17 protein-coding genes are annotated in these 16,680 nt (G+C 71.0%); 7 read left to right on the forward strand and 10 right to left on the reverse strand.

The window, feature by feature from the left end; genetic code table 11:
- Positions 1-462: 462 nt before the first annotated feature.
- The gene (locus AC07DI_RS35270) at positions 463-2,106 is read left to right on the forward strand and encodes an alpha/beta hydrolase (RefSeq protein WP_384252718.1); all 1,644 of its coding nucleotides are present in this window, start codon (positions 463-465) and stop codon (positions 2,104-2,106) included.
- A 57-nt stretch (positions 2,107-2,163) separates the two neighbouring features.
- On the opposite strand, the gene AC07DI_RS35275 is transcribed toward AC07DI_RS35270, so the two are convergent.
- Both AC07DI_RS35275 and AC07DI_RS35280 read right to left on the reverse strand, forming a co-directional pair.
- Positions 2,164-3,201, reverse strand: a complete 1,038-nt coding sequence (locus AC07DI_RS35275; RefSeq protein ID WP_478908859.1) for an NAD-dependent epimerase/dehydratase family protein — start codon at positions 3,199-3,201, stop codon at positions 2,164-2,166.
- 72 nt (positions 3,202-3,273) lie between these two features.
- Positions 3,274-4,008 carry a lysophospholipid acyltransferase family protein gene (locus tag AC07DI_RS35280; RefSeq protein ID WP_478908844.1) on the reverse strand — a complete coding sequence of 245 codons (735 nt, stop codon included), beginning with the start codon at positions 4,006-4,008 and terminating at the stop codon, positions 3,274-3,276.
- Positions 4,009-4,281: 273 nt separating this feature from the next.
- Between AC07DI_RS35280 and AC07DI_RS35285 the strand changes: the two genes are divergently transcribed.
- Positions 4,282-4,671: an SSI family serine proteinase inhibitor gene (locus AC07DI_RS35285; protein WP_478908846.1), complete on the forward strand. Its 390-nt coding sequence runs from the start codon at positions 4,282-4,284 to the stop codon at positions 4,669-4,671.
- 24 nt (positions 4,672-4,695) lie between these two features.
- Here the strand turns inward: AC07DI_RS35285 and AC07DI_RS35290 are convergent, their stop codons facing one another.
- The 5 genes from AC07DI_RS35290 to AC07DI_RS35310 all read right to left on the reverse strand — a co-directional run bounded on the left by AC07DI_RS35290 (position 4,696) and on the right by AC07DI_RS35310 (position 9,188).
- Positions 4,696-4,857, reverse strand: a complete 162-nt coding sequence (locus AC07DI_RS35290) for a hypothetical protein (RefSeq protein ID WP_384252711.1) — start codon at positions 4,855-4,857, stop codon at positions 4,696-4,698.
- An 87-nt stretch (positions 4,858-4,944) separates the two neighbouring features.
- Positions 4,945-5,895 (reverse strand): cytochrome c oxidase assembly protein, encoded by a 951-nt coding sequence (locus AC07DI_RS35295; RefSeq protein ID WP_478908847.1) that lies wholly within the window; start codon positions 5,893-5,895, stop codon positions 4,945-4,947.
- Positions 5,896-6,003: 108 nt separating this feature from the next.
- On the reverse strand, positions 6,004-7,029 hold the full coding sequence (locus AC07DI_RS35300; RefSeq protein WP_384252706.1) for a 6-phosphofructokinase: 1,026 nt from the start codon (positions 7,027-7,029) through the stop codon (positions 6,004-6,006).
- Positions 7,030-7,197: 168 nt separating this feature from the next.
- Positions 7,198-7,926 carry a type 1 glutamine amidotransferase gene (locus AC07DI_RS35305; protein ID WP_384252703.1) on the reverse strand — a complete coding sequence of 243 codons (729 nt, stop codon included), beginning with the start codon at positions 7,924-7,926 and terminating at the stop codon, positions 7,198-7,200.
- Positions 7,927-7,949: 23 nt separating this feature from the next.
- Positions 7,950-9,188: a MurT ligase domain-containing protein gene (locus AC07DI_RS35310; RefSeq protein ID WP_384252701.1), complete on the reverse strand. Its 1,239-nt coding sequence runs from the start codon at positions 9,186-9,188 to the stop codon at positions 7,950-7,952.
- A 151-nt stretch (positions 9,189-9,339) separates the two neighbouring features.
- Here AC07DI_RS35310 and def point away from each other — a divergent pair, with 151 nt between their 5' ends.
- Positions 9,340-9,897 (forward strand): peptide deformylase, encoded by a 558-nt coding sequence (gene def, locus AC07DI_RS35315; protein WP_384252699.1) that lies wholly within the window; start codon positions 9,340-9,342, stop codon positions 9,895-9,897.
- Positions 9,898-9,902: 5 nt separating this feature from the next.
- On the opposite strand, the gene AC07DI_RS35320 is transcribed toward def, so the two are convergent.
- Positions 9,903-10,547 carry a TetR/AcrR family transcriptional regulator gene (locus tag AC07DI_RS35320; RefSeq protein ID WP_384252696.1) on the reverse strand — a complete coding sequence of 215 codons (645 nt, stop codon included), beginning with the start codon at positions 10,545-10,547 and terminating at the stop codon, positions 9,903-9,905.
- Positions 10,548-10,711: 164 nt separating this feature from the next.
- Between AC07DI_RS35320 and AC07DI_RS35325 the strand changes: the two genes are divergently transcribed.
- From AC07DI_RS35325 to AC07DI_RS35340, 4 genes are all read left to right on the forward strand, one after another.
- The gene (locus tag AC07DI_RS35325) at positions 10,712-11,938 is read left to right on the forward strand and encodes an acyl-CoA dehydrogenase family protein (RefSeq protein WP_478908850.1); all 1,227 of its coding nucleotides are present in this window, start codon (positions 10,712-10,714) and stop codon (positions 11,936-11,938) included.
- Between the two features lie 97 nt (positions 11,939-12,035).
- Entirely contained in the window at positions 12,036-12,479 is a 444-nt protein-coding gene (locus AC07DI_RS35330; protein WP_478908852.1) for a MarR family winged helix-turn-helix transcriptional regulator, read from the forward strand.
- Positions 12,480-12,619: 140 nt separating this feature from the next.
- Complete coding sequence (locus tag AC07DI_RS35335) at positions 12,620-14,011, forward strand: MFS transporter (RefSeq protein WP_478908861.1); 1,392 nt, start codon at positions 12,620-12,622, stop codon at positions 14,009-14,011.
- On the forward strand, positions 13,992-14,540 hold the full coding sequence (locus tag AC07DI_RS35340; RefSeq protein WP_478908853.1) for an isochorismatase family protein: 549 nt from the start codon (positions 13,992-13,994) through the stop codon (positions 14,538-14,540). The genes AC07DI_RS35335 and AC07DI_RS35340 overlap by 20 nt, the downstream gene beginning before the upstream one ends.
- A gap of 39 nt (positions 14,541-14,579) precedes the next feature.
- On the opposite strand, the gene AC07DI_RS35345 is transcribed toward AC07DI_RS35340, so the two are convergent.
- Both AC07DI_RS35345 and AC07DI_RS35350 read right to left on the reverse strand, forming a co-directional pair.
- Positions 14,580-15,368: a GNAT family N-acetyltransferase gene (locus tag AC07DI_RS35345; RefSeq protein WP_478908855.1), complete on the reverse strand. Its 789-nt coding sequence runs from the start codon at positions 15,366-15,368 to the stop codon at positions 14,580-14,582.
- Positions 15,369-15,458: 90 nt separating this feature from the next.
- On the reverse strand, positions 15,459-16,505 hold the full coding sequence (locus tag AC07DI_RS35350) for a PhlD (RefSeq protein WP_478908857.1): 1,047 nt from the start codon (positions 16,503-16,505) through the stop codon (positions 15,459-15,461).
- Positions 16,506-16,680 lie beyond the last annotated feature (175 nt).

A 16,680-nucleotide genomic window follows, 5' to 3' on the forward strand; every position in this document is an offset into this window, starting at 1 on the left:
TGGGTCCGATGGCGGCCCCCCCAATGCCCGGCCGCGCGTGCCGGGTAGCCGCTCGAACCAGCGACCCAATTCCCGCGCCAGCCGCGGCGGGTCGCTCGTTCGCATAGAAGCCGGTGCCGGACCCCATCAACGCCTCCAAGGGTGCACAGGGGTCCGGCGCCGGCCTCTTTGGTCTAGTGGTCTCAGTGCACCCTTGGAAGAGCTTCAGTCGAAGCGGTCTCACCGAGTGGGAAACAACTGGGAACCGTAGGGAGTAACCGGCGCATAACTACGACTGACCAGAGTCGCACTTCGGATAGAAATCGCCTGCTCATAAAGGTGGGCGACCGTCCAACGCCTCATCAGGGTCCCGCATAGACAGCGAGATTCTTTATCGGATTGGCAAAGAACTTCCATCGCGTCTGTTCTCCGCACCCCCGCAAGCGCAAGGATCCCTCGTACTGATCGAATCTGCTCGAATCGATGTACGGGAGGCCCCACTTGCGAAGGACCCCAGGGACCAGACGGACGGCGGTGCTCGGATCTGCGGGTGCCCTCGTCACGGTGACGCTCATAGCCGGTGCCGTCGCGGCTCCCACGGCGAACGCCGATGCCAAGGCGGGCGCGCAGAGCGCCGCCGCCTCCCGCTCCGGGAAGGACCGTGAGGCCCGCGGTGCCGCTCTCGCCGCCCAGCGCGCCGCGCGGGCCGGCATCGACTGGCGGGACTGCCCCGCCGACTGGGGCCTGGAGAAGCCCATCCAGTGCGGATGGGTCACCGTACCCCTCGACTACGCCAAGCCGAACGGCAAGAAGATCAAGCTCGCCGTCGACCGCATCGGCAACACCGGTGGGAAGAGCGAGCGGCAGGGCGCCCTCGTCTACAACCCGGGCGGCCCCGGCGGCTCAGGCCTGCGCTTCCCGCGCCGCGTGACCACCAAGAACGAGCTGTGGAAGAAGACCGCGAAGGCGTACGACTTCGTCGGCTTCGAGCCCCGCGGCGTCGGCCACTCCGCGCCCGTGTCCTGTGTGGACCCGCAGGAGTTCGTCAAGGCGCCGAAGCTCGACCCGGTCCCCGACAGCGAGGCCGACAAGCGTGCCCAGCGCAAGCTCGCCGCCGAGTACGCGGACGGCTGCCAGGAGCGCAGCGGCCACCTCCTGCCGCACATGACGACGCCCAACACCGCCCGCGACCTGGACGTGATCCGCGCCGCGCTCGGCGAGAAGAAGCTGAACTTCCTCGGCGTCTCCTACGGCACCTACCTCGGCGCCGTCTACAGCACCCTCTTCCCCGCCCACGTGCGCCGCATGGTCTTCGACTCCGTGGTGAACCCCTCGACGGACAAGATCTGGTACGAGGTCAACCTCGACCAGGACGTGGCCTTCGAGAAGCGCCTGGTCGACTGGATGACGTGGGTCGCGAAGAACGACACCGCCTTCCACCTCGGCACGACGTACGGCGAAGTCCGCGCCCAGTGGGACAAGCTGCGGGCCACAGCGAAGAAGCAGCCCCTGGACGGCGTGGTCGGCCCCGCCGAGCTGCAGACGTACTTCCAGAGCGCGCCCTACTACGACTCCTCCTGGGTCGAGATTGCCACGAACTGGAGCAAGTACGTCGCCGGGGACCCGAAGCCCCTCATCCAGGCGGCCGCTCCCGACATGGCCGACAAGGCGGGCAACGCCGCCTCGGAGAACAGCAACGCCGTCTACACGGCCGTCGAGTGCGCGGACGCCAAGTGGCCGCGCAGCTGGCAGAAGTGGGACCGCGACAACACCCGCATTCACAAGTCGAGCCCCTTCATGACCTGGGGCAACGCCTGGATGAACCTGCCTTGCGCGACCTGGTCGAGCAAGCAGCAGCGCCCGCTGGAGGTCGGCACCCACAAGGGGCTGCCGAAGACGCTGATCGTCCAGTCCACCCGTGACGCGGCCACGCCGTACCCCGGCGCCGTCGAACTGCACAAGCGCCTCAAGGGCTCCCGCCTGGTCACGGAGAAGGGATCCGGCTCGCACGGCGTCACCGGTCTCATCAATCCGTGCGTCAACAAGCGCGTCGACAGCTACCTGTTGACCGGCAAGGTGGACGCCTCGGACGTGACGTGCGGACCGCACGCGGTGCCGAAGCCGTAACGACGACGGGGAGGCCGCCATCGGGTGATCCCGGTGGCGGCCGTCCGTCTGTGGGCCTCAGGAATTCCGGCCCGCGAGCCAGGCGTCCTCCGCCGCGTAGTCGAAGAGGTCGACCGAGGGGTCGTAGTTCGCGGCCATCTTCGGGAACGCCTCGCGCCAGTCGCGGCCCTCCAGCCGCCGAGCCAGCCAGTGCACGGTTTCCTCCAGCGAATCCTCGTACGTGGTCACCGCGCGGTACCCCAATTCCCGCTCCGCCGCCGACATGTCGTACACCACCGGGTGCGCCGTGGACCAAGGCGTCACGCCGACGTTCGGGGCCGGAGCCTCGCCCGGCACCGTCACCGTCACCGTCCCGCTCTCGAACCCCATCACCGAATCGATCGCCGCGCCGATCTCCGCCACCGTGGGAGCCCCCGGATCGCCCGCGTTAAGGAGCCGGGAGCCGGGGCGTGCGCCGGCCAGCCGGATGAGCTCCGCGAGGTTGTGGACGCTCACCGGGTGGAAGCGGCTGAGCCCTCCGTGCGTGAGCACGCGAGTGCGCCGTCCGTCCAGGTTCCGCTTCACGAAGTACAGCTCGCGCGGCGCGCCGCAGTACGGCCCGTGGATCGCACCGGCGCGCAGAAGGGTCACCGGCAGCCGCTCGCCGAGCGCGAGCAGCTCGCGCTCCAGCTCGATCTTGCGGGTGCCGTACGTCGAGTCGCCGGGCGCCACCGTTCGCTGGCTCTCCGGGATCGGCACGGGGTACCGAGGGAAGCCGTCGGGCTCGTCCTGGGTGTCGAAGCTGCGGCCCTTCTCGTCCTCGTACACCGCGCCGCTCGAGACCACCACCGCCGACCCGATCCGGTCGGCGAGACCGGCGTACTGCCGGGCGTGCGCGGCGGTGAACGCCACCATGTCGACCACGAGGTCCATGCCCTCGCCGAGCGCGTCGGCCAGCGCCGCGTCGTCCTCCCGGTCCAGGCGTACGGCCCGTACATCCTCCGGCCACCGCTCGTCCCTGCCCGCTCCCCGCGACGCCGCCGTCACCGCCCAGCCGTCCTCGGCGAGCGCCCGCACCGCCACCCGCCCGATCTGTCCCGTCGCACCGATCACCATTGCCTTCTTCATGATCGGACCGTATGTCCCGGCAGGCGGCCGAGGGGAGGGAATCTGCTCCTGGCAGAGGCGTCAGCTCAGCGGCATTCTCGGGAACTTCCGCTGCTCCCTGCTGCTCGCCTCGGCCCGCTCCGCCTCCTCGGCCTTCACGACCGCCGCGTACCTGTCGACGTACTCCTGGCCGGAGAGCCCGAGGATCGCGTACATGATCTCGTCGGTGACGGCCCGCAGGACCGCCTTCTCGTTGTCCATGCCGACGTAACGGGAGAAGTCGAGAGGTGCCCCGAAGCGGATCGTCACGCGCTTGAGGTTCGGCACCTTCTGGCCGGGCGGCTGCGCCTCGAACGTGCCGATCATGGCGCACGGGACCACCGGCACCTGAGCCTTGAGCGCCATCGCCGCGACGCCGACCTTCCCCTTGTACAGCCGTCCGTCGTGCGAGCGGGTGCCCTCCGGGTAGATGCCGAGCAGCTCACCCTTGCGCAGCACGCCGAGGCCTTCGCGGATCGCGGCCCGGCCCGCCTCCTTGCCGGACCGGTCGACGGGGATCTGCCCGGCGCTGCGGAAGAACGCGGCGGTCAGCCGGCCCTTGATGCCGGGCCCCGTGAAGTACTCGGCCTTCGCGAGGAAGGTGATACGGCGCTTGATGATCGCAGGCATCAAGAAGTGGTCGGAGAACGACAGGTGGTTGCCCGCGACGATCGCCGCGCCGTTGTCCGGCACATGTTCCAATCCCTCGATCCTGGGCCGGAACATCAGCCGGAGCAGCGGGCCGAGGATCACATGCTTGAGCAGTAGGTAGAACATGACTGCAGCCTTCCCCCTGGTCCAGGTGCCGACGCACAGTAGCCAATCGACAGCGCGGATGCGAGAGCCCGTTCGGGCCCTTGCGTGCCGCCTTGCGGGGGACCGGCCGGCGCGGCGCCTGGACGCGTGGTGGGGGCGACGGATGCCGTGGGCTGTGCCCGGCGTCCCGACGCCACCGCACCCGCGTCCCCGGACGCCACCGCATCCCGCGTCCCGACGCCACCGAACGTCACCGCCACCGTCGCTCTCCGACGTCACACTCCGGAGGTCCCCATGCGCCCGCTCCGTCTCACGGCCGCCGCCCTGGTCACCCTCGGCGCGGCCCTGCCGGCCCATGCCGCGCAAGAGGCGCCCACCCCGGACCGAGGGCTCCTCCTCACCGTCTCGGGCGACGAGAACACCTGGGTCCGCGGCGTGCTGCTGCGCTGTGAACCCGACCCTTCCGGGCATCATCCGCGGGCGGCCGAGGCGTGTGCGGCGATCGCTCAGGCGCGGGGGGACTTCGACGCGCTGGCGAAGGACCCGCACGCGTGCACGAAGGAGTTCGAGCCGGTCACGGCGACCGCCACCGGCACCTACCGGGGCCGGACGGTCGGCTGGCACAAGACGTACCCGAACGCCTGCGCCCTGGACGCCGACACCGGTCACGTCTTCCGCTTCTGACCGGTACCGGGCGCCGCGAGGTCCTCAGGGCGTGCCGCGTGACAGGACCATGGCCAGCGTGAGCAGGCCGACCACGACCCAGCCGAACCACAGCCAGCCGTTGCTTCCGAGCGCCGCCGTGTAGGCGGTCACCATGACCAGGCCCCCGATGGTGAACCCACCCATGGTCTTCGTGGAACTGGGCATCGCTCAGCCTCCTCCCGGCAGCCTGCGGCGACGGTGCGCCCAGACCGCGGTCCAAAGGCCATCGTCACCCGGGAGGACCTTCTCGCGCTAGCGTCCGCGAGCGGCCAGTGAGGCCAGATAGGCGTTGTACTCCTCGAGCTCCTTGTCGCCGTTCCGGTCCGCGGCACGGTCCTTGCGCCGTGCCTCACGGTCCTCAGAGCGCCGCCACTGGAAGAGCAGGGCCACCAGGACCACCACGGACGGGATCTCGCTGAAGGCCCAGGCGATGCCGCCTGCCGCCTCCTGGTCGGAGAGGGCGTCGATGCCCAGGGAGGCGGGCGGATGCATGTAGGTGCCGATCATCGGCTGCGTCGCCATCATCAGCGCGATGCCGAAGAACGCGTGGAACGGCATGCCCGCGAACAGCTCCAGCATCCGGAAGATGTGGCCGGGCCGGTGCGGTCCCGGGTCGACGCCCATGATCGGCCAGAAGAAGACCAGGCCGACGGCGAGGAAGTGCACCATCATCCCGATGTGGCCCGCCTTGGAGCTCATCAAGGTGTCGAAGAGCGGCGTGAAGTAGAGCGCGTACAGGCTCGCGATGAAGAGCGGGATGGTGAACGCGGGGTGCGTGATGATCTTGACGTACCGGCTCTGCAGCAGCCAGAGGAGCCACTCGCGCGGGCCCTTGCTGCCGCGCGCCGCCACCGGCAGCGCCCGCAGCGCCAGCGTGATCGGCGCGCCGAGCAGCAGCAGGATCGGCGACAGCATGCTGATCACCATGTGCTGGGACATGTGCACGCTGAACATGACCATGCCGTAGTCGTTGAGCTTGGTGCACATGACGAGCAGCACGGTCAGGATGCCGATCACGAACGAGACCGTGCGGCCCGCAGGCCACTTGTCGCCGCGTCGCACGAGCCGCGCCACGCCCCAGCCGTACAGGGCGAGGGCCACCAGGCAGCTGATGAGGAAGAAGGGGTCGGCGGAGAGTTCCAGGCCTCGCCCCAGCGTGAACGGCGGCAGATCCATGTTCATGCCGTGCCCGCTGTGATCCATCCAGTGGCTCCTGATTCGTGCGGATTGTGCGACGTGTGTCGGCACCAGAGTAGAACTGCCCCCGGCCGTTGACACGACCGGGGGCGAGTAGTGCGCGGGACGGCCTGGCTAGAGCACGCACTCCGCCTCGGCGTAGCGCTCCTCGGGGACAGTCTTGAGCGTCTCGACCGCCTCCGCGAGCGGCACCATGGTGATGTCCGTGCCGCGCAGCGCCGTCATCATGCCGAACTCGCCGCGGTGCACCGCCTCCACCGCGTGCCAGCCGAAGCGGGTCGCGAGCACGCGGTCGTACGCGGTGGGGGTGCCGCCGCGCTGGACGTGGCCGAGGATGACCGGCCGGGCCTCCTTGCCGAGGCGGTGCTCCAGTTCGAGGGAGAGCTGCCGGGCGATGCCCGCGAACCGCTCGTGGCCGTAGATGTCCTTGGCGCCCTCGTCGAACTCCATGGAGCCCTCCCGGGGCTTGGCGCCCTCGGCGGCCACGACGATGGCGAACTTCTTGCCCGCGGAGAAGCGTTCGCCGACCTTCTTCGCCAGCTCCTCGATGTCGAAGGGGCGCTCAGGGACGACGATGGCGTGCGCGCCGGCTGCCATGCCCGAGTGCAGGGCGATCCAGCCGGTGTGCCGGCCCATGACCTCCACGATCAGGACGCGCTGGTGCGATTCCGCGGTCGTCTTGAGGCGGTCCAGGGCCTCGGTGGCGACGCCGACGGCCGTGTCGAAGCCGAAGGTGACGTCGGTGACGGCGATGTCGTTGTCGATGGTCTTGGGCACGCCCACGATGGGCAGGCCCGCGTCGGAGAGGAGCCGGGCCGCCTTCAGCGTGCCCTCGCCGCCGATCGGGATGATCGCGTCGAGGCCGAGTTCGGCGACGTGGCCCTTGGCGCGCTCCACGCCGTCACGCAGGTGGGCGGGTTGTACGCGGGAGGAGCCGAGGATCGTTCCGCCGCGGGCGAGGATGCCGCCCACCGCGTCGAGGTCCAGCTTGCGGTAGTCGCATTCCAGGAGGCCTTTCCAGCCGTCGTGGAAGCCGATGACCTCGTCGCCGTGGTCCGCCACCGCGCGGTGCACGACGGAACGGATGACGGCGTTCAGGCCGGGGCAGTCGCCGCCGGAGGTCAGGACACCAATGCGCATTGCACGGAATACCTTTGCAACGTGGGTCGATGACCGGACCACGTCGTCCGGCTGGATCCCCGCCACCCTATAGGCGCCGGGGGGCGGGGCCGCATCAGGCGTCCGAAGGCTGGACGGCCCCGCTCACATGTGCGGGCGGGGCGTCAGCCGGGCTCCGGGCCGGGGTGCTTACGCGGGCTGCTGGGCGGCGGCGATGCGCTCGTTGCGCAGCGCCTCGTACCACCGGTCGTCCGTGGGCGGCAGCGCGTTCACATCGAGGGCCAGCTTCAGGAGCAGGTCCGCGATGAGCGGGTTGCGGGCGAGCACGGGGCCGTGCATGTACGTACCGAAGACGGTGCCGTTGTACGCGCCCTCGGTGCCGTCGCCCGTGCCGTTGCCCCGGCCGAGCGTGACGCGCGCCAGCGGCCGTGCGGAAGGGCCGATGTGTGTGATGCCCTGGTGGTTCTCGAAGCCGGTCAGCGGGGGGAGGCCCAGCTGCGGGTCGATGTCGCCGAGCACGTCACCGACGCACCGGTCGCCCTCACCGCGGGTGGAGACCACGTCGAGCAGGCCGAGGCCCGGCTCGCGCTGGCCGAGGTCGTTGATGAACTCGTTGCCGAGGATCTGGTAGCCGGCGCAGACCGAGAAGACGATCGCGCCGTTGCCCACCGCCCGCTGCAGTCCGCCGTCGCGGCGCAGCCGCTCGGCCGCCAGGCGCTGGGGGCGGTCCTCACCGCCACCGATCAGGTAGATGTCGCCGGAGGTGGGTACCGGCTGGTCGCTGCGCACGTCGTAGCGCTCGACCTGGAGGCCGCGCTGGCGCGCCCGGCGCTCCACGACCAGGGCGTTGCCCTGGTCTCCGTACGTGCTCAGCAGGTCGGGGTAGATCCACACCAGCCGCAGGCTGTTGTCGCTCATGCTCATGTCCTTATCCGGGCGGGTCAGTTGCCGACGCGGCGGCGCAGGTCCTGGAAGGCGGTGTAGTTCGCGATGGTCTCGATACGTCCCGGCGGGGCGAGCTGCACCGCTTCGTCGAGGCTCTCGCAGACCCGGAAGTCGAGGTTCGCGACCTCCAGACGCACGGCCAGGTCCAGCTTGCGGTCGCCCAGCACGAAGATCGGGTGACCGGCGAGGCGGGTGTAGTCGACGTCCCAGAGCCAGGAGGTGTCCGTGCCGTCCGCGCCGCGCGCGTTCACGGAGAGGATCACCGGGGTCGGCGGCGGGTCGATCAGCGAGAACGTCTCGAGCCAGCCCGCGGGGTTCTTCGCGAGCAGCAGACGCAGATCGCGGCCCTGGAACTGCACGACGTCGTAGCGTCCGGCGACGGCCTGCACCTGGTACATGCGTTCAAGGGCGACCTGGGGCGGCACGCCGAAGACGGCGGCCACGGCGGCCGAGGAGGCAGCGTTGGCCTTGTTCGCCCGGCCGGGCAGCTGGAGGTGGATCGGCCAGGCCGAGCCGTGCGGGTCGAGGACGTGGTCGCCGGAGAGCACCCAGCTGGGCGCCGGGCGGCGGAAACCGCACTCGCCGCAGAACCAGTCGTCGCCGGGGCGCTGCATGACGCCACCGCAGGACGGGCACGACCAGGCGTCGTCCTTCCACTCCTGGCCCGCGGCCACCCACACCACGTTCGGAGAGGAGGAGGCCGCCCAGACGACCAGCGGGTCGTCGGCGTTGGCGATGACCACGGCCTTGGAGCCGGCCAGGCCCTCGCGCCAGTGCTCGGCGAGCATGCGGGTCTCGGCGGCGCGGTCGAGCTGGTCGCGCGAGAGGTTCAGCAGCGCGATCGCCTTCGGGTCGACGTCACGGGCGACGCCCGCAAGGTACTTCTCGTCGACCTCGATCACACCGAACCGCGCGTCGGAGCCGCCGGCGAGGGCCGAGGTGATTCCGGCGGGCATGTTCGCACCGAGCGCGTTCGAGACGACCGGGCCGCTGGCCCGTAGCGCCTCGGCGATCAGGCGCGTGGTGGTCGTCTTGCCGTTGGTGGCCGACACGAGGACGACGTCCAGGTGTGTGGCGAGCCGTCCGAGCAGTTCGGGGTCGAGCTTGAGCGCGACCTTGCCGCCGATCACCGATCCGCTGCCGCGGCCCGCTGCGCGTGACACCGCCGCGGCCGCCTTGCCCGCCGTCACGGCCAGCTTGGCCCGCGGCGACAGCGGGTCCGTGTTGCCTGACATCTGTCGAGATCCTCCTTGCGTACGGCGCCGCGCCTGCCCCCGGCATCGATTCGCTGCTCAGCCTATCGAGATCCACTGGCAAGCCCGAATCACGGCACCACCTCGGCACCTCCCGATGCCGCTCCGTCCCTTGGACCGTACTCTTGCCGCCATGCGACACGGCACGATCCCGGGCGCCTCGGGGCGCGTACGACCTCTGACCCTGCTCGGCGACCCCGTGCTGCACGCGGTGTGCGAGGACGTCACCGACTTCGGCCCCGAACTGGCGGCCCTCATCGAGGACATGTTCGCGACGATGTACGCCGCGCGGGGGGTGGGACTCGCCGCGAACCAGATCGGGGTGGGCCGACGGCTGTTCGTCTACGACTGCGAGGACGACGACGATGTCCGCCACCTCGGGCATGTGGTGAATCCGACGCTCGTCGAGGTGGACGGCGTGACGGTGCGCGGACCGGAGGGCTGTCTGTCGCTGCCCGGCCTTGAGGCGGGGACGCCGCGCTTCGACCACGCCGTGGTCGAAGGTGTCGACATGCGCGGGGAGCCCGTGCGGGTGCACGGCACGGGCTGGTTCGCGCGCTGCCTCCAGCACGAGTACGACCACTTGGACGGTGGCGTCTACACCGACCGCCTCACCGGCTGGCGGCGCCGCAGGGTGCTGCGGGCCGCCGCCAGGGCCTCCTGGAACTCCGAGGCCCGCGGGAACTCCTGAGGCTCTCAGAACCCGGGGCCGCCCACCCGGTTGCCCGCCGCCGCGAGCCGTCCCCAGAGCAGATCGGCGAGGCTGCGCACCAACTGCGCGCGCGGGCAGGGGCGTTCGCCGAGCCACCAGTCGCCGGCGGCGTGCATCATGCCGACGATGCCGTGTCCCCAGACGCGGGCGAGCTCGGCGCTCTCCGGGCCGAGGTCGACGCGCTCCTCGATGACCTCGGCGAGTTCCTCGCCGAGGCGGCGCAGCAGGGGAGCGGAGTGCAGGCCGACGTCGAAGCCCTGCTCCCCGGGCGAGGGGGCCTCCGACGGGTGCATGAGGAAGCGGTAGACCTGGGGGCGTGCCTCGATCGCCGCGAGGTAGGTGTCGAGCGTGGCCTCGACGCGCTCCCTGCGCTCGGCGGGGGCATCGAGCGCGGCGCGCAGGGCTTCGAGGAGCGCGTCGGTGTGCCGCTTGGCGAGCGCGGCGTACAGGCCGCCCTTGTCGCCGAAGTGGCGGTAGAGGATCGGCTTGGTGATGCCCGCCTCGGCGGCGATGGCGTTCATGGAGGCGCCGGGGCCGTCGCGGAGCACGACCCGGTCCGCGGCCTCGAGCAGTTCGCGCCGTCGGCGCTCCGCGGACCGCTGCTGATCGGTCCGCTGCGTGGTCTCCATCGTTTCTCCCCGCCCGTGCTGAATCGGTGACGCACGCGCAACGTAACACCCGCCGACCGGCCCGCATCGAACGGGCTGCCGGGAGTTGACAGGGGCTACTGGCCGGTAACAGACTGCTGTTACCGCAAGTAACGTCGCAGTTGATCGCAGGTCCTGGAGGGGTCATGGCCGAGTTCACCATGGAGCTCAACGACGAACAGAAGGAGGTCCGGGACTGGCTCCACGGGTTCGCCGCCGATGTGATCCGCCCCGCGGCCGCCGAGTGGGACGAGCGCGAGGAGACCCCGTGGCCCATCATCCAGGAAGCGGCGAAGTTGGGAATCTATTCACTCGATTTCTACGCACAGCAGTTCTTCGACCCCACGGGACTCGGCATCCCGATGGCCACCGAGGAGATCTTCTGGGGTGACGCGGGCATCGGCCTGTCCATCATGGGCACGGGTCTGGCCGCCGTCGGCGTGCTCGCCAACGGCACCGAGGAGCAGATCGGTACGTGGATCCCGCAGATGTACGGCGACGTGAACGACGTCAAGGTCGCCGCCTTCTGCTCCTCGGAGCCCGACGCCGGATCGGATGTGGCGGCCATGCGGACCCGCGCCGTCTACGACGAGGCCAAGGATGAGTGGGTCCTCAACGGCACGAAGACCTGGGCGACCAACGGCGGCATAGCCAACGTCCACGTCGTCGTGGCGGTCGTCGACCCCGAGCTCGGCTCCAAGGGCCACGCGTCCTTCATCGTCCCGCCGGCCACCCCGGGCCTGTCCCAGGGGCAGAAGTTCAAGAAGCACGGCATCCGCGCCTCGCACACCGCCGAGGTCGTCCTTGAGGACGTGCGGGTGCCGGGCCACTGTCTGCTCGGCGGCAAGGAGAAGCTGGACGAGCGCCTCGCCCGCGCCCGGGAGCGCGTGAGGACCGGCGGCGAGCGCGTCAAGAACGCCGCGATGGCCACCTTCGAGGCATCGCGCCCTGCGGTCGGCGCCATGGCCGTGGGCACGGCCCGCGCCGCGTACGAGGAGGCGCTGGAGTACGCCAAGACGCGTACGCAGTTCGGCCGCCCGATCATCGACAACCAGGGCGTCGCCTTCCAGCTCGCCGACATGCGCACCCAGATCGACGCGGCCCGCCTCCTGGTGTGGCGCGCCTCGTGGATGGCGAGCACCGGCAAGAAGTTCGAGTCGGCCGAGGGCTCCATGTCGAAGCTGTACGCGAGCGAGGTCGCCAAGAAGGTCACCGCGCAGGCGGTGCAGATCCTCGGCGGCAACGGCTTCACCCGCGAGTACCCGGTGGAGCGCATGCACCGCGACGCCGCGATCTACACGATCTTCGAGGGCACGAGCGAGATCCAGCGCCTGGTCATCGCGCGCACCCTGTCGGGGATGCCTATCCGGTAACCGGCCGCGCCGCCTCTGGGGGAGGGGAGGGGCTGAGATGACGAGGGATTGACAGGCAAGCTTGCAAGTTTGCCTGTCGACCTCGTATCGTCGAGGCATGAGCGGACACCTCGATGACCCCACGCCGGAGCAAGTCGCCGCCGACCTCACGAACGTCGTCGGACGGTTCGTGCGACGGCTGCGCGGAGCGTCCCCCGGGAGCGGCCTCAGCCCCTCGCAGCGTTCCGTGCTCTCCCGCATCGACCGCGAGGGGCCCGTGACCACGGCGGGCCTGGCGCGCGCGGAGCTCGTACGCCCCCAGTCGATGCGGATGACCGTGGGCGCGCTGGAGTCCATGGAGCTGATCGAGCGGGCCCCCGACCCGAACGACGGACGGCAGTCCGTGCTCTTCCTCACCGACAACGGCCGCCGCACCCTCGCCGAAGCGCGGGCCGCCAAACAGGGCTGGCTCTCGCTGGCCGTCGCCGAGGAGCTCGACCCGGCCGAGCGGCGCCAACTCGCCGCAACGGTCGAGCTGTTGGAACGACTGATGCGCAAGTGAGGGCCACGTCTCGTGCGCGGGCGGAGCACACGGCGGCCACCGAGCACGGGGCCGACGCGGCGGACGGGCGCCCCGGCTTCGGCGCGCGGCTCACCGCACCCCTGCTTCTCGGCTCCCTGCTCAACCCGCTCAACACCACGATGATCTCCACAGGCCTGGTGGCGATCGGTCACGACTTCGGCGTCGGCGCCGCGGACACCGCATGGCTCGTCTCCGCGCTCTACCTCGCCAGCGCCGTCGCCCAGCCCGTCCTCGGCAGGCTCGCCGACAGCGTCGGGCCGCGCCGGGTCTTCCTCGGTGGCCTCCTGGCCGTCGTCGCCTCCGGCCTCGTGGGGGCGCTCGCCCCCGGCTTCGGCTGGCTGCTCGTCTCCCGGCTGTTGCTCGGCATCGGCACGTCGGCCGCGTACCCGGCGGCGATGGCGGTCCTGCGCGGCGAGTCCGCGCGCCTCGGCCGACCCACCCCGCGCACCGTCCTCGGCCGCCTCTCCTTCGCCGCGCTGGGCAGCGCGGCGATCGGGCCGACGCTCGGCGGACTCCTCGTCGCGAGCGCGGGCTGGCGTGGCATCTTCGCCGTCAACGTGCCGGTGGCGCTCCTCGCGTACGGCAGCGCTCTGCGCTGGGTCCCGAAGGACGGCCCGAGGGGCAAGGGCTCGGGCAGTGGTTCGGGGAGCAGCCCGGGCAGCGGCCTCGCCGCCGCGCTCGACCCGCTCGGGATACTGCTCTTCACCGGCGCGCTCAGCTGCCTCGTCGTCTTCCTTCTCGACCTGCGCCACCCGATGTGGTGGCTGCTCGCCCCCACCGTCCTGCTCTCCGCCGTCCTCACCTGGTGGCAGCTGCGCCACCCGCGCCCGTTCATCGACCTGCGCATGCTGGGCGCCAACCCCGCGCTCGCCCGCACGTACCTGCGGCACGGGCTCAGCTACCTCGTCGTGTACTGCGTGATGTACGGCTTCACCCAGTGGCTGGAGGAGGAGCGCGGCTACTCCTCGCTGCACACCGGACTCGTCATGCTGCCGATGTCCCTCGCCGCGCTGGCCTGTTCACTGATCGGGGCGCGCACGAAGGGCATTCGGGCCCCGCTCACCGTCGCCGCGGTGCTCCTGTCCGCGGGCAGCTCGCTGCTGCTCTTCACGACGGGTTCCACGCCGCTCGCCGTACTGCTCCTGGCCGGTGCCTGTTTCGGCATCCCGCAGGGGCTCATGGGCACCGGAAACCAGGCCGCCGTGCAGCAGTACGCGCCCGCCGATGCCATCGGCGCGGCGGCCGGACTCCAGCGCACCGCCCAGTACCTCGGCGCCATCACGGCCTCCGGGCTGATCGGCCTCGCCTACGGGCAGCGGGCCGACGACGGGGGGCTCCACCTGATGGCCGCGGTCGGCGGCGTCCTGGCGCTGGCCCTGATCGTCCTGACCTTCACGGACCGCGCGCTGCGGCCACGCAACCCAGCCGCAGCCACAGCCGACACAACAACAGACAGCACAGCCGCCCCAGGCACAGAAAGGCACAACTCCCATGACTGCCACCGTCCTTGACTCCACCACCGCCCTCGTCCTCGTCGACCTCCAGAAGGGCATCACCGCGCTGCCCACCGTTCACCCCTCACAGCAGATCGTCGAACGGGCCGCCGCGCTGGCGGACGCCTTCCGCGGGCGCGGACTCCCCGTGGTCCTTGTGCGGGTGACCGGCGGCGCCCCGGGCCGTACCGAAAGCCCCGCGCGCGGCGGCGACGTACCCGCGGACTGGGCGGAGCTCGTCCCCGAACTCGGGCGCGCGGAGGGCGACATCGTCGTCACCAAGCAGCAGTGGGGCGCCTTCTACGGCACCGATCTCGACCTGCGGCTGCGCCGCGGGGGCGTCACCCAGATCGTGCTCGCCGGCATCGCGACGAGCATCGGAGTGGAGTCGACGGCCCGCGCGGCGCACGAGCACGGCTACCACGTCACCGTCGCCGTCGACGCCGTGACCGACATGGACGCCGACGCCCACCGCAACAGCGTGGAGAAGATCTTCCCGAGGCTCGGCGAGACGGACACGGCGGAGGCCATCGCCAAGCTGCTCTGAGCAGCCGCCGCCGCGGGAGGCGGCCGGTGAGGGCTCGTCCTACGGCAGGTACACGTAGGGCGTGGTCGTGCAGAGCGTGGCGAAGCCCAGGCGGTCCAGGATGGGGCGGCTGTCGGCCGAGGCGTCGACCTGCAGATAGCGGTAGCCGCGTGCGACGGCGATCCGGGCGCGGTGGTCCACCAGCGCGCGGTAGATGCCCTTGCCGCGCCACCGCGGATCGGTGCCGCCGCCCCAGAGCCCGGCGAAGTCGGTGCCCGGGCGGAACTCCATCCGCGCGCCGCACACCGGCTGCTCCCCGGCCATCACGACGACCGCGACGATCTCGTCGGGCGTCGCGGTGAGCCGGTCGAGTACACGCCGGGCGAGCTGCTCGCTGAGCGCGGCGTCGTCCTCGCCGAAGGCCGCCAGGTGCGCCTGGGCCATGAGGCGCGCGCTCGCGGCGTCCGTCACCGGCAACAGCCGTACACCTTCGGGCAGGTCGGGGCCCGGAGGCAGGGCGTCGGCCTCCGCGACCATGACCGTTTCCGTGGGCTCGGCCTCGAACCCGGCCGTGAGGAGCCGCTCGGCGAGGTCGGCGGGGCGGTCGTAGGAGTGCAGCTTCCACTCGAACTCCCGCCCGGCGTCGGTGTAGTGGCGCACCTGCTCCGCGATCACGGTGTCCGCGGTCGTCGCGTCGATGTCGGCCCACAGCACGCCGTTCCAGGCATGGGCGTCACCGGTCACCCGCACGACACCGCCGGTCCTCTCGACCCGCGCGCCGTCGCCCTCACCCGGTGCGCCGTGCCGAAGCTGCCGGTCGTACGCGGTCAGTACCGCCTCGTGATCCATGGGGTCACCTCAGCAGGGCGCGGAGGAGGCGGCAACCGGATTTCGCGGGGCCGTGCCGGGTCCCGCCCTTGCGCGGGCGGAACACAGGATCTAAGCGGCGCCCCGCCATCGGCACCGCAGCGCCGTCGCGGCGAAGCCGGGGCCGAAGGCGACGACGGCGCCGTGCGCGCCGTCGTCGGGCGGGTCGGCGTGGGTGCGTTCCAGGACGCGCAGGACGCTGACGCCGCCGAGGTTCCCCTCGTGGCTGAGCGTGTCCGTGGCGTGTCGTGCGGCGTGGTCGTCGAGGTGCAGGGCGCCGGCGGTCTCGGCGATGATGCGGGGGCTTCCGGGGTGGAGCACGGCGAAGTCGAGCCTCTGCGGGCCGAGCCATTCCACGAGGCGGGGCAGCACGTCGGTGACCGCGGCCAGGACCTGCTTCGTGGAGTCGAAGTGGATGCCGTCCGCGGCCATCCGGCCGCGCTGCCGGTCGAGGCTGTCCGGCAGCACGTACTCGAAGGCGTCGTCGATGGCGAGCCCGGCCCCCGTCGGGGTGTCGGTGACGACCGTCGCGGCGGCAGCGTCACCGAACAGCGCCTTGTAGATCATTGACTCGATGGTGGTGTCGCTGTGGTGGTAGATGCCGGAGAGCACTTCGGCGGCGACCACGAGGACCTTGCTGCCCGGCCGCGCAGCGATGAGGTCGGCGGCCCGGGCGAGGGCCAGTGCGCCGCCCGGGCAGGCCACCGTCGCCAGCGCGATGCGGCGCAGGTCGGGACGGAGGCCGAGGCGCGAGACGAGGGCGATGTCGAGGTTCGGGACGGCCCAGCTCGTGGTGTGCGTGGTGACGAGGGCGTCGATGTCCTGTGCGGTGAGCCCCGCCTCGTCCAGGGCCAGGGTCGCGGCGTGCTCGGCCATGGTGAGGGAGTCGGCGAAGGCGGTGCGGACACGCTCGCCGACATCGGCCGTTCCGGCGACGGTGGGGGAGTCGAGGGGCCGTGTGAAGTAGCGGGTCCGCACCCCGCTGTTGCCGATGACGCGGAGGATCGCGCGCAGGCGCGGATGGTCGGGGTGGCGGGCGCTCACGTCGTCGGCGATCTCTGCCGTGGTGACCTTGTGTTCACCGACGACGGTGTGCGGTCTGAGTACGTGAGCAGTCACGGGGCAGCTCCCCATATGTACGCAAAAGGTGGGGTGTGGCCAAACTACTGCACTGTGCCGGGAGTGCCCTGTCGAGAAGACGCCCCTAGAGATCGTCTTCAAAGGGTCAGATCCAGAGCAGGAGTGAGGCGATGGTGACGGTGGCCTGGTAGGACTCACGGGTCTTGTCGTAGCG

The sequence above is a fragment of the Streptomyces sp. NPDC044106 genome, from assembly GCF_056433985.1.

What these genes read in the sequence shown, in the direction of transcription:
- AC07DI_RS35295 (WP_478908847.1), bottom strand. Translation starts at nt 5,895, where the DNA reads ATGGATCACAGCGGGCACGGCATGAACATGGATCTGCCGCCGTTCACG.
- AC07DI_RS35300 (WP_384252706.1), bottom strand. Translation starts at nt 7,029, where the DNA reads ATGCGCATTGGTGTCCTGACCTCCGGCGGCGACTGCCCCGGCCTGAAC.
- AC07DI_RS35320 (WP_384252696.1), bottom strand. Translation starts at nt 10,547, where the DNA reads ATGGAGACCACGCAGCGGACCGATCAGCAGCGGTCCGCGGAGCGCCGA.
- AC07DI_RS35270 (WP_384252718.1), top strand. Translation starts at nt 463, where the DNA reads ATGTACGGGAGGCCCCACTTGCGAAGGACCCCAGGGACCAGACGGACG.
- AC07DI_RS35330 (WP_478908852.1), top strand. Translation starts at nt 12,036, where the DNA reads ATGAGCGGACACCTCGATGACCCCACGCCGGAGCAAGTCGCCGCCGAC.
- AC07DI_RS35305 (WP_384252703.1), bottom strand. Translation starts at nt 7,926, where the DNA reads ATGAGCGACAACAGCCTGCGGCTGGTGTGGATCTACCCCGACCTGCTG.
- AC07DI_RS35335 (WP_478908861.1), top strand. Translation starts at nt 12,620, where the DNA reads ATGATCTCCACAGGCCTGGTGGCGATCGGTCACGACTTCGGCGTCGGC.
- AC07DI_RS35310 (WP_384252701.1), bottom strand. Translation starts at nt 9,188, where the DNA reads ATGTCAGGCAACACGGACCCGCTGTCGCCGCGGGCCAAGCTGGCCGTG.
- AC07DI_RS35280 (WP_478908844.1), bottom strand. Translation starts at nt 4,008, where the DNA reads ATGTTCTACCTACTGCTCAAGCATGTGATCCTCGGCCCGCTGCTCCGG.
- def (WP_384252699.1), top strand. Translation starts at nt 9,340, where the DNA reads ATGCGACACGGCACGATCCCGGGCGCCTCGGGGCGCGTACGACCTCTG.
- AC07DI_RS35275 (WP_478908859.1), bottom strand. Translation starts at nt 3,201, where the DNA reads ATGGTGATCGGTGCGACGGGACAGATCGGGCGGGTGGCGGTGCGGGCG.
- AC07DI_RS35345 (WP_478908855.1), bottom strand. Translation starts at nt 15,368, where the DNA reads ATGGATCACGAGGCGGTACTGACCGCGTACGACCGGCAGCTTCGGCAC.
- AC07DI_RS35290 (WP_384252711.1), bottom strand. Translation starts at nt 4,857, where the DNA reads ATGCCCAGTTCCACGAAGACCATGGGTGGGTTCACCATCGGGGGCCTG.
- AC07DI_RS35285 (WP_478908846.1), top strand. Translation starts at nt 4,282, where the DNA reads ATGCGCCCGCTCCGTCTCACGGCCGCCGCCCTGGTCACCCTCGGCGCG.
- AC07DI_RS35325 (WP_478908850.1), top strand. Translation starts at nt 10,712, where the DNA reads ATGGCCGAGTTCACCATGGAGCTCAACGACGAACAGAAGGAGGTCCGG.
- AC07DI_RS35340 (WP_478908853.1), top strand. Translation starts at nt 13,992, where the DNA reads ATGACTGCCACCGTCCTTGACTCCACCACCGCCCTCGTCCTCGTCGAC.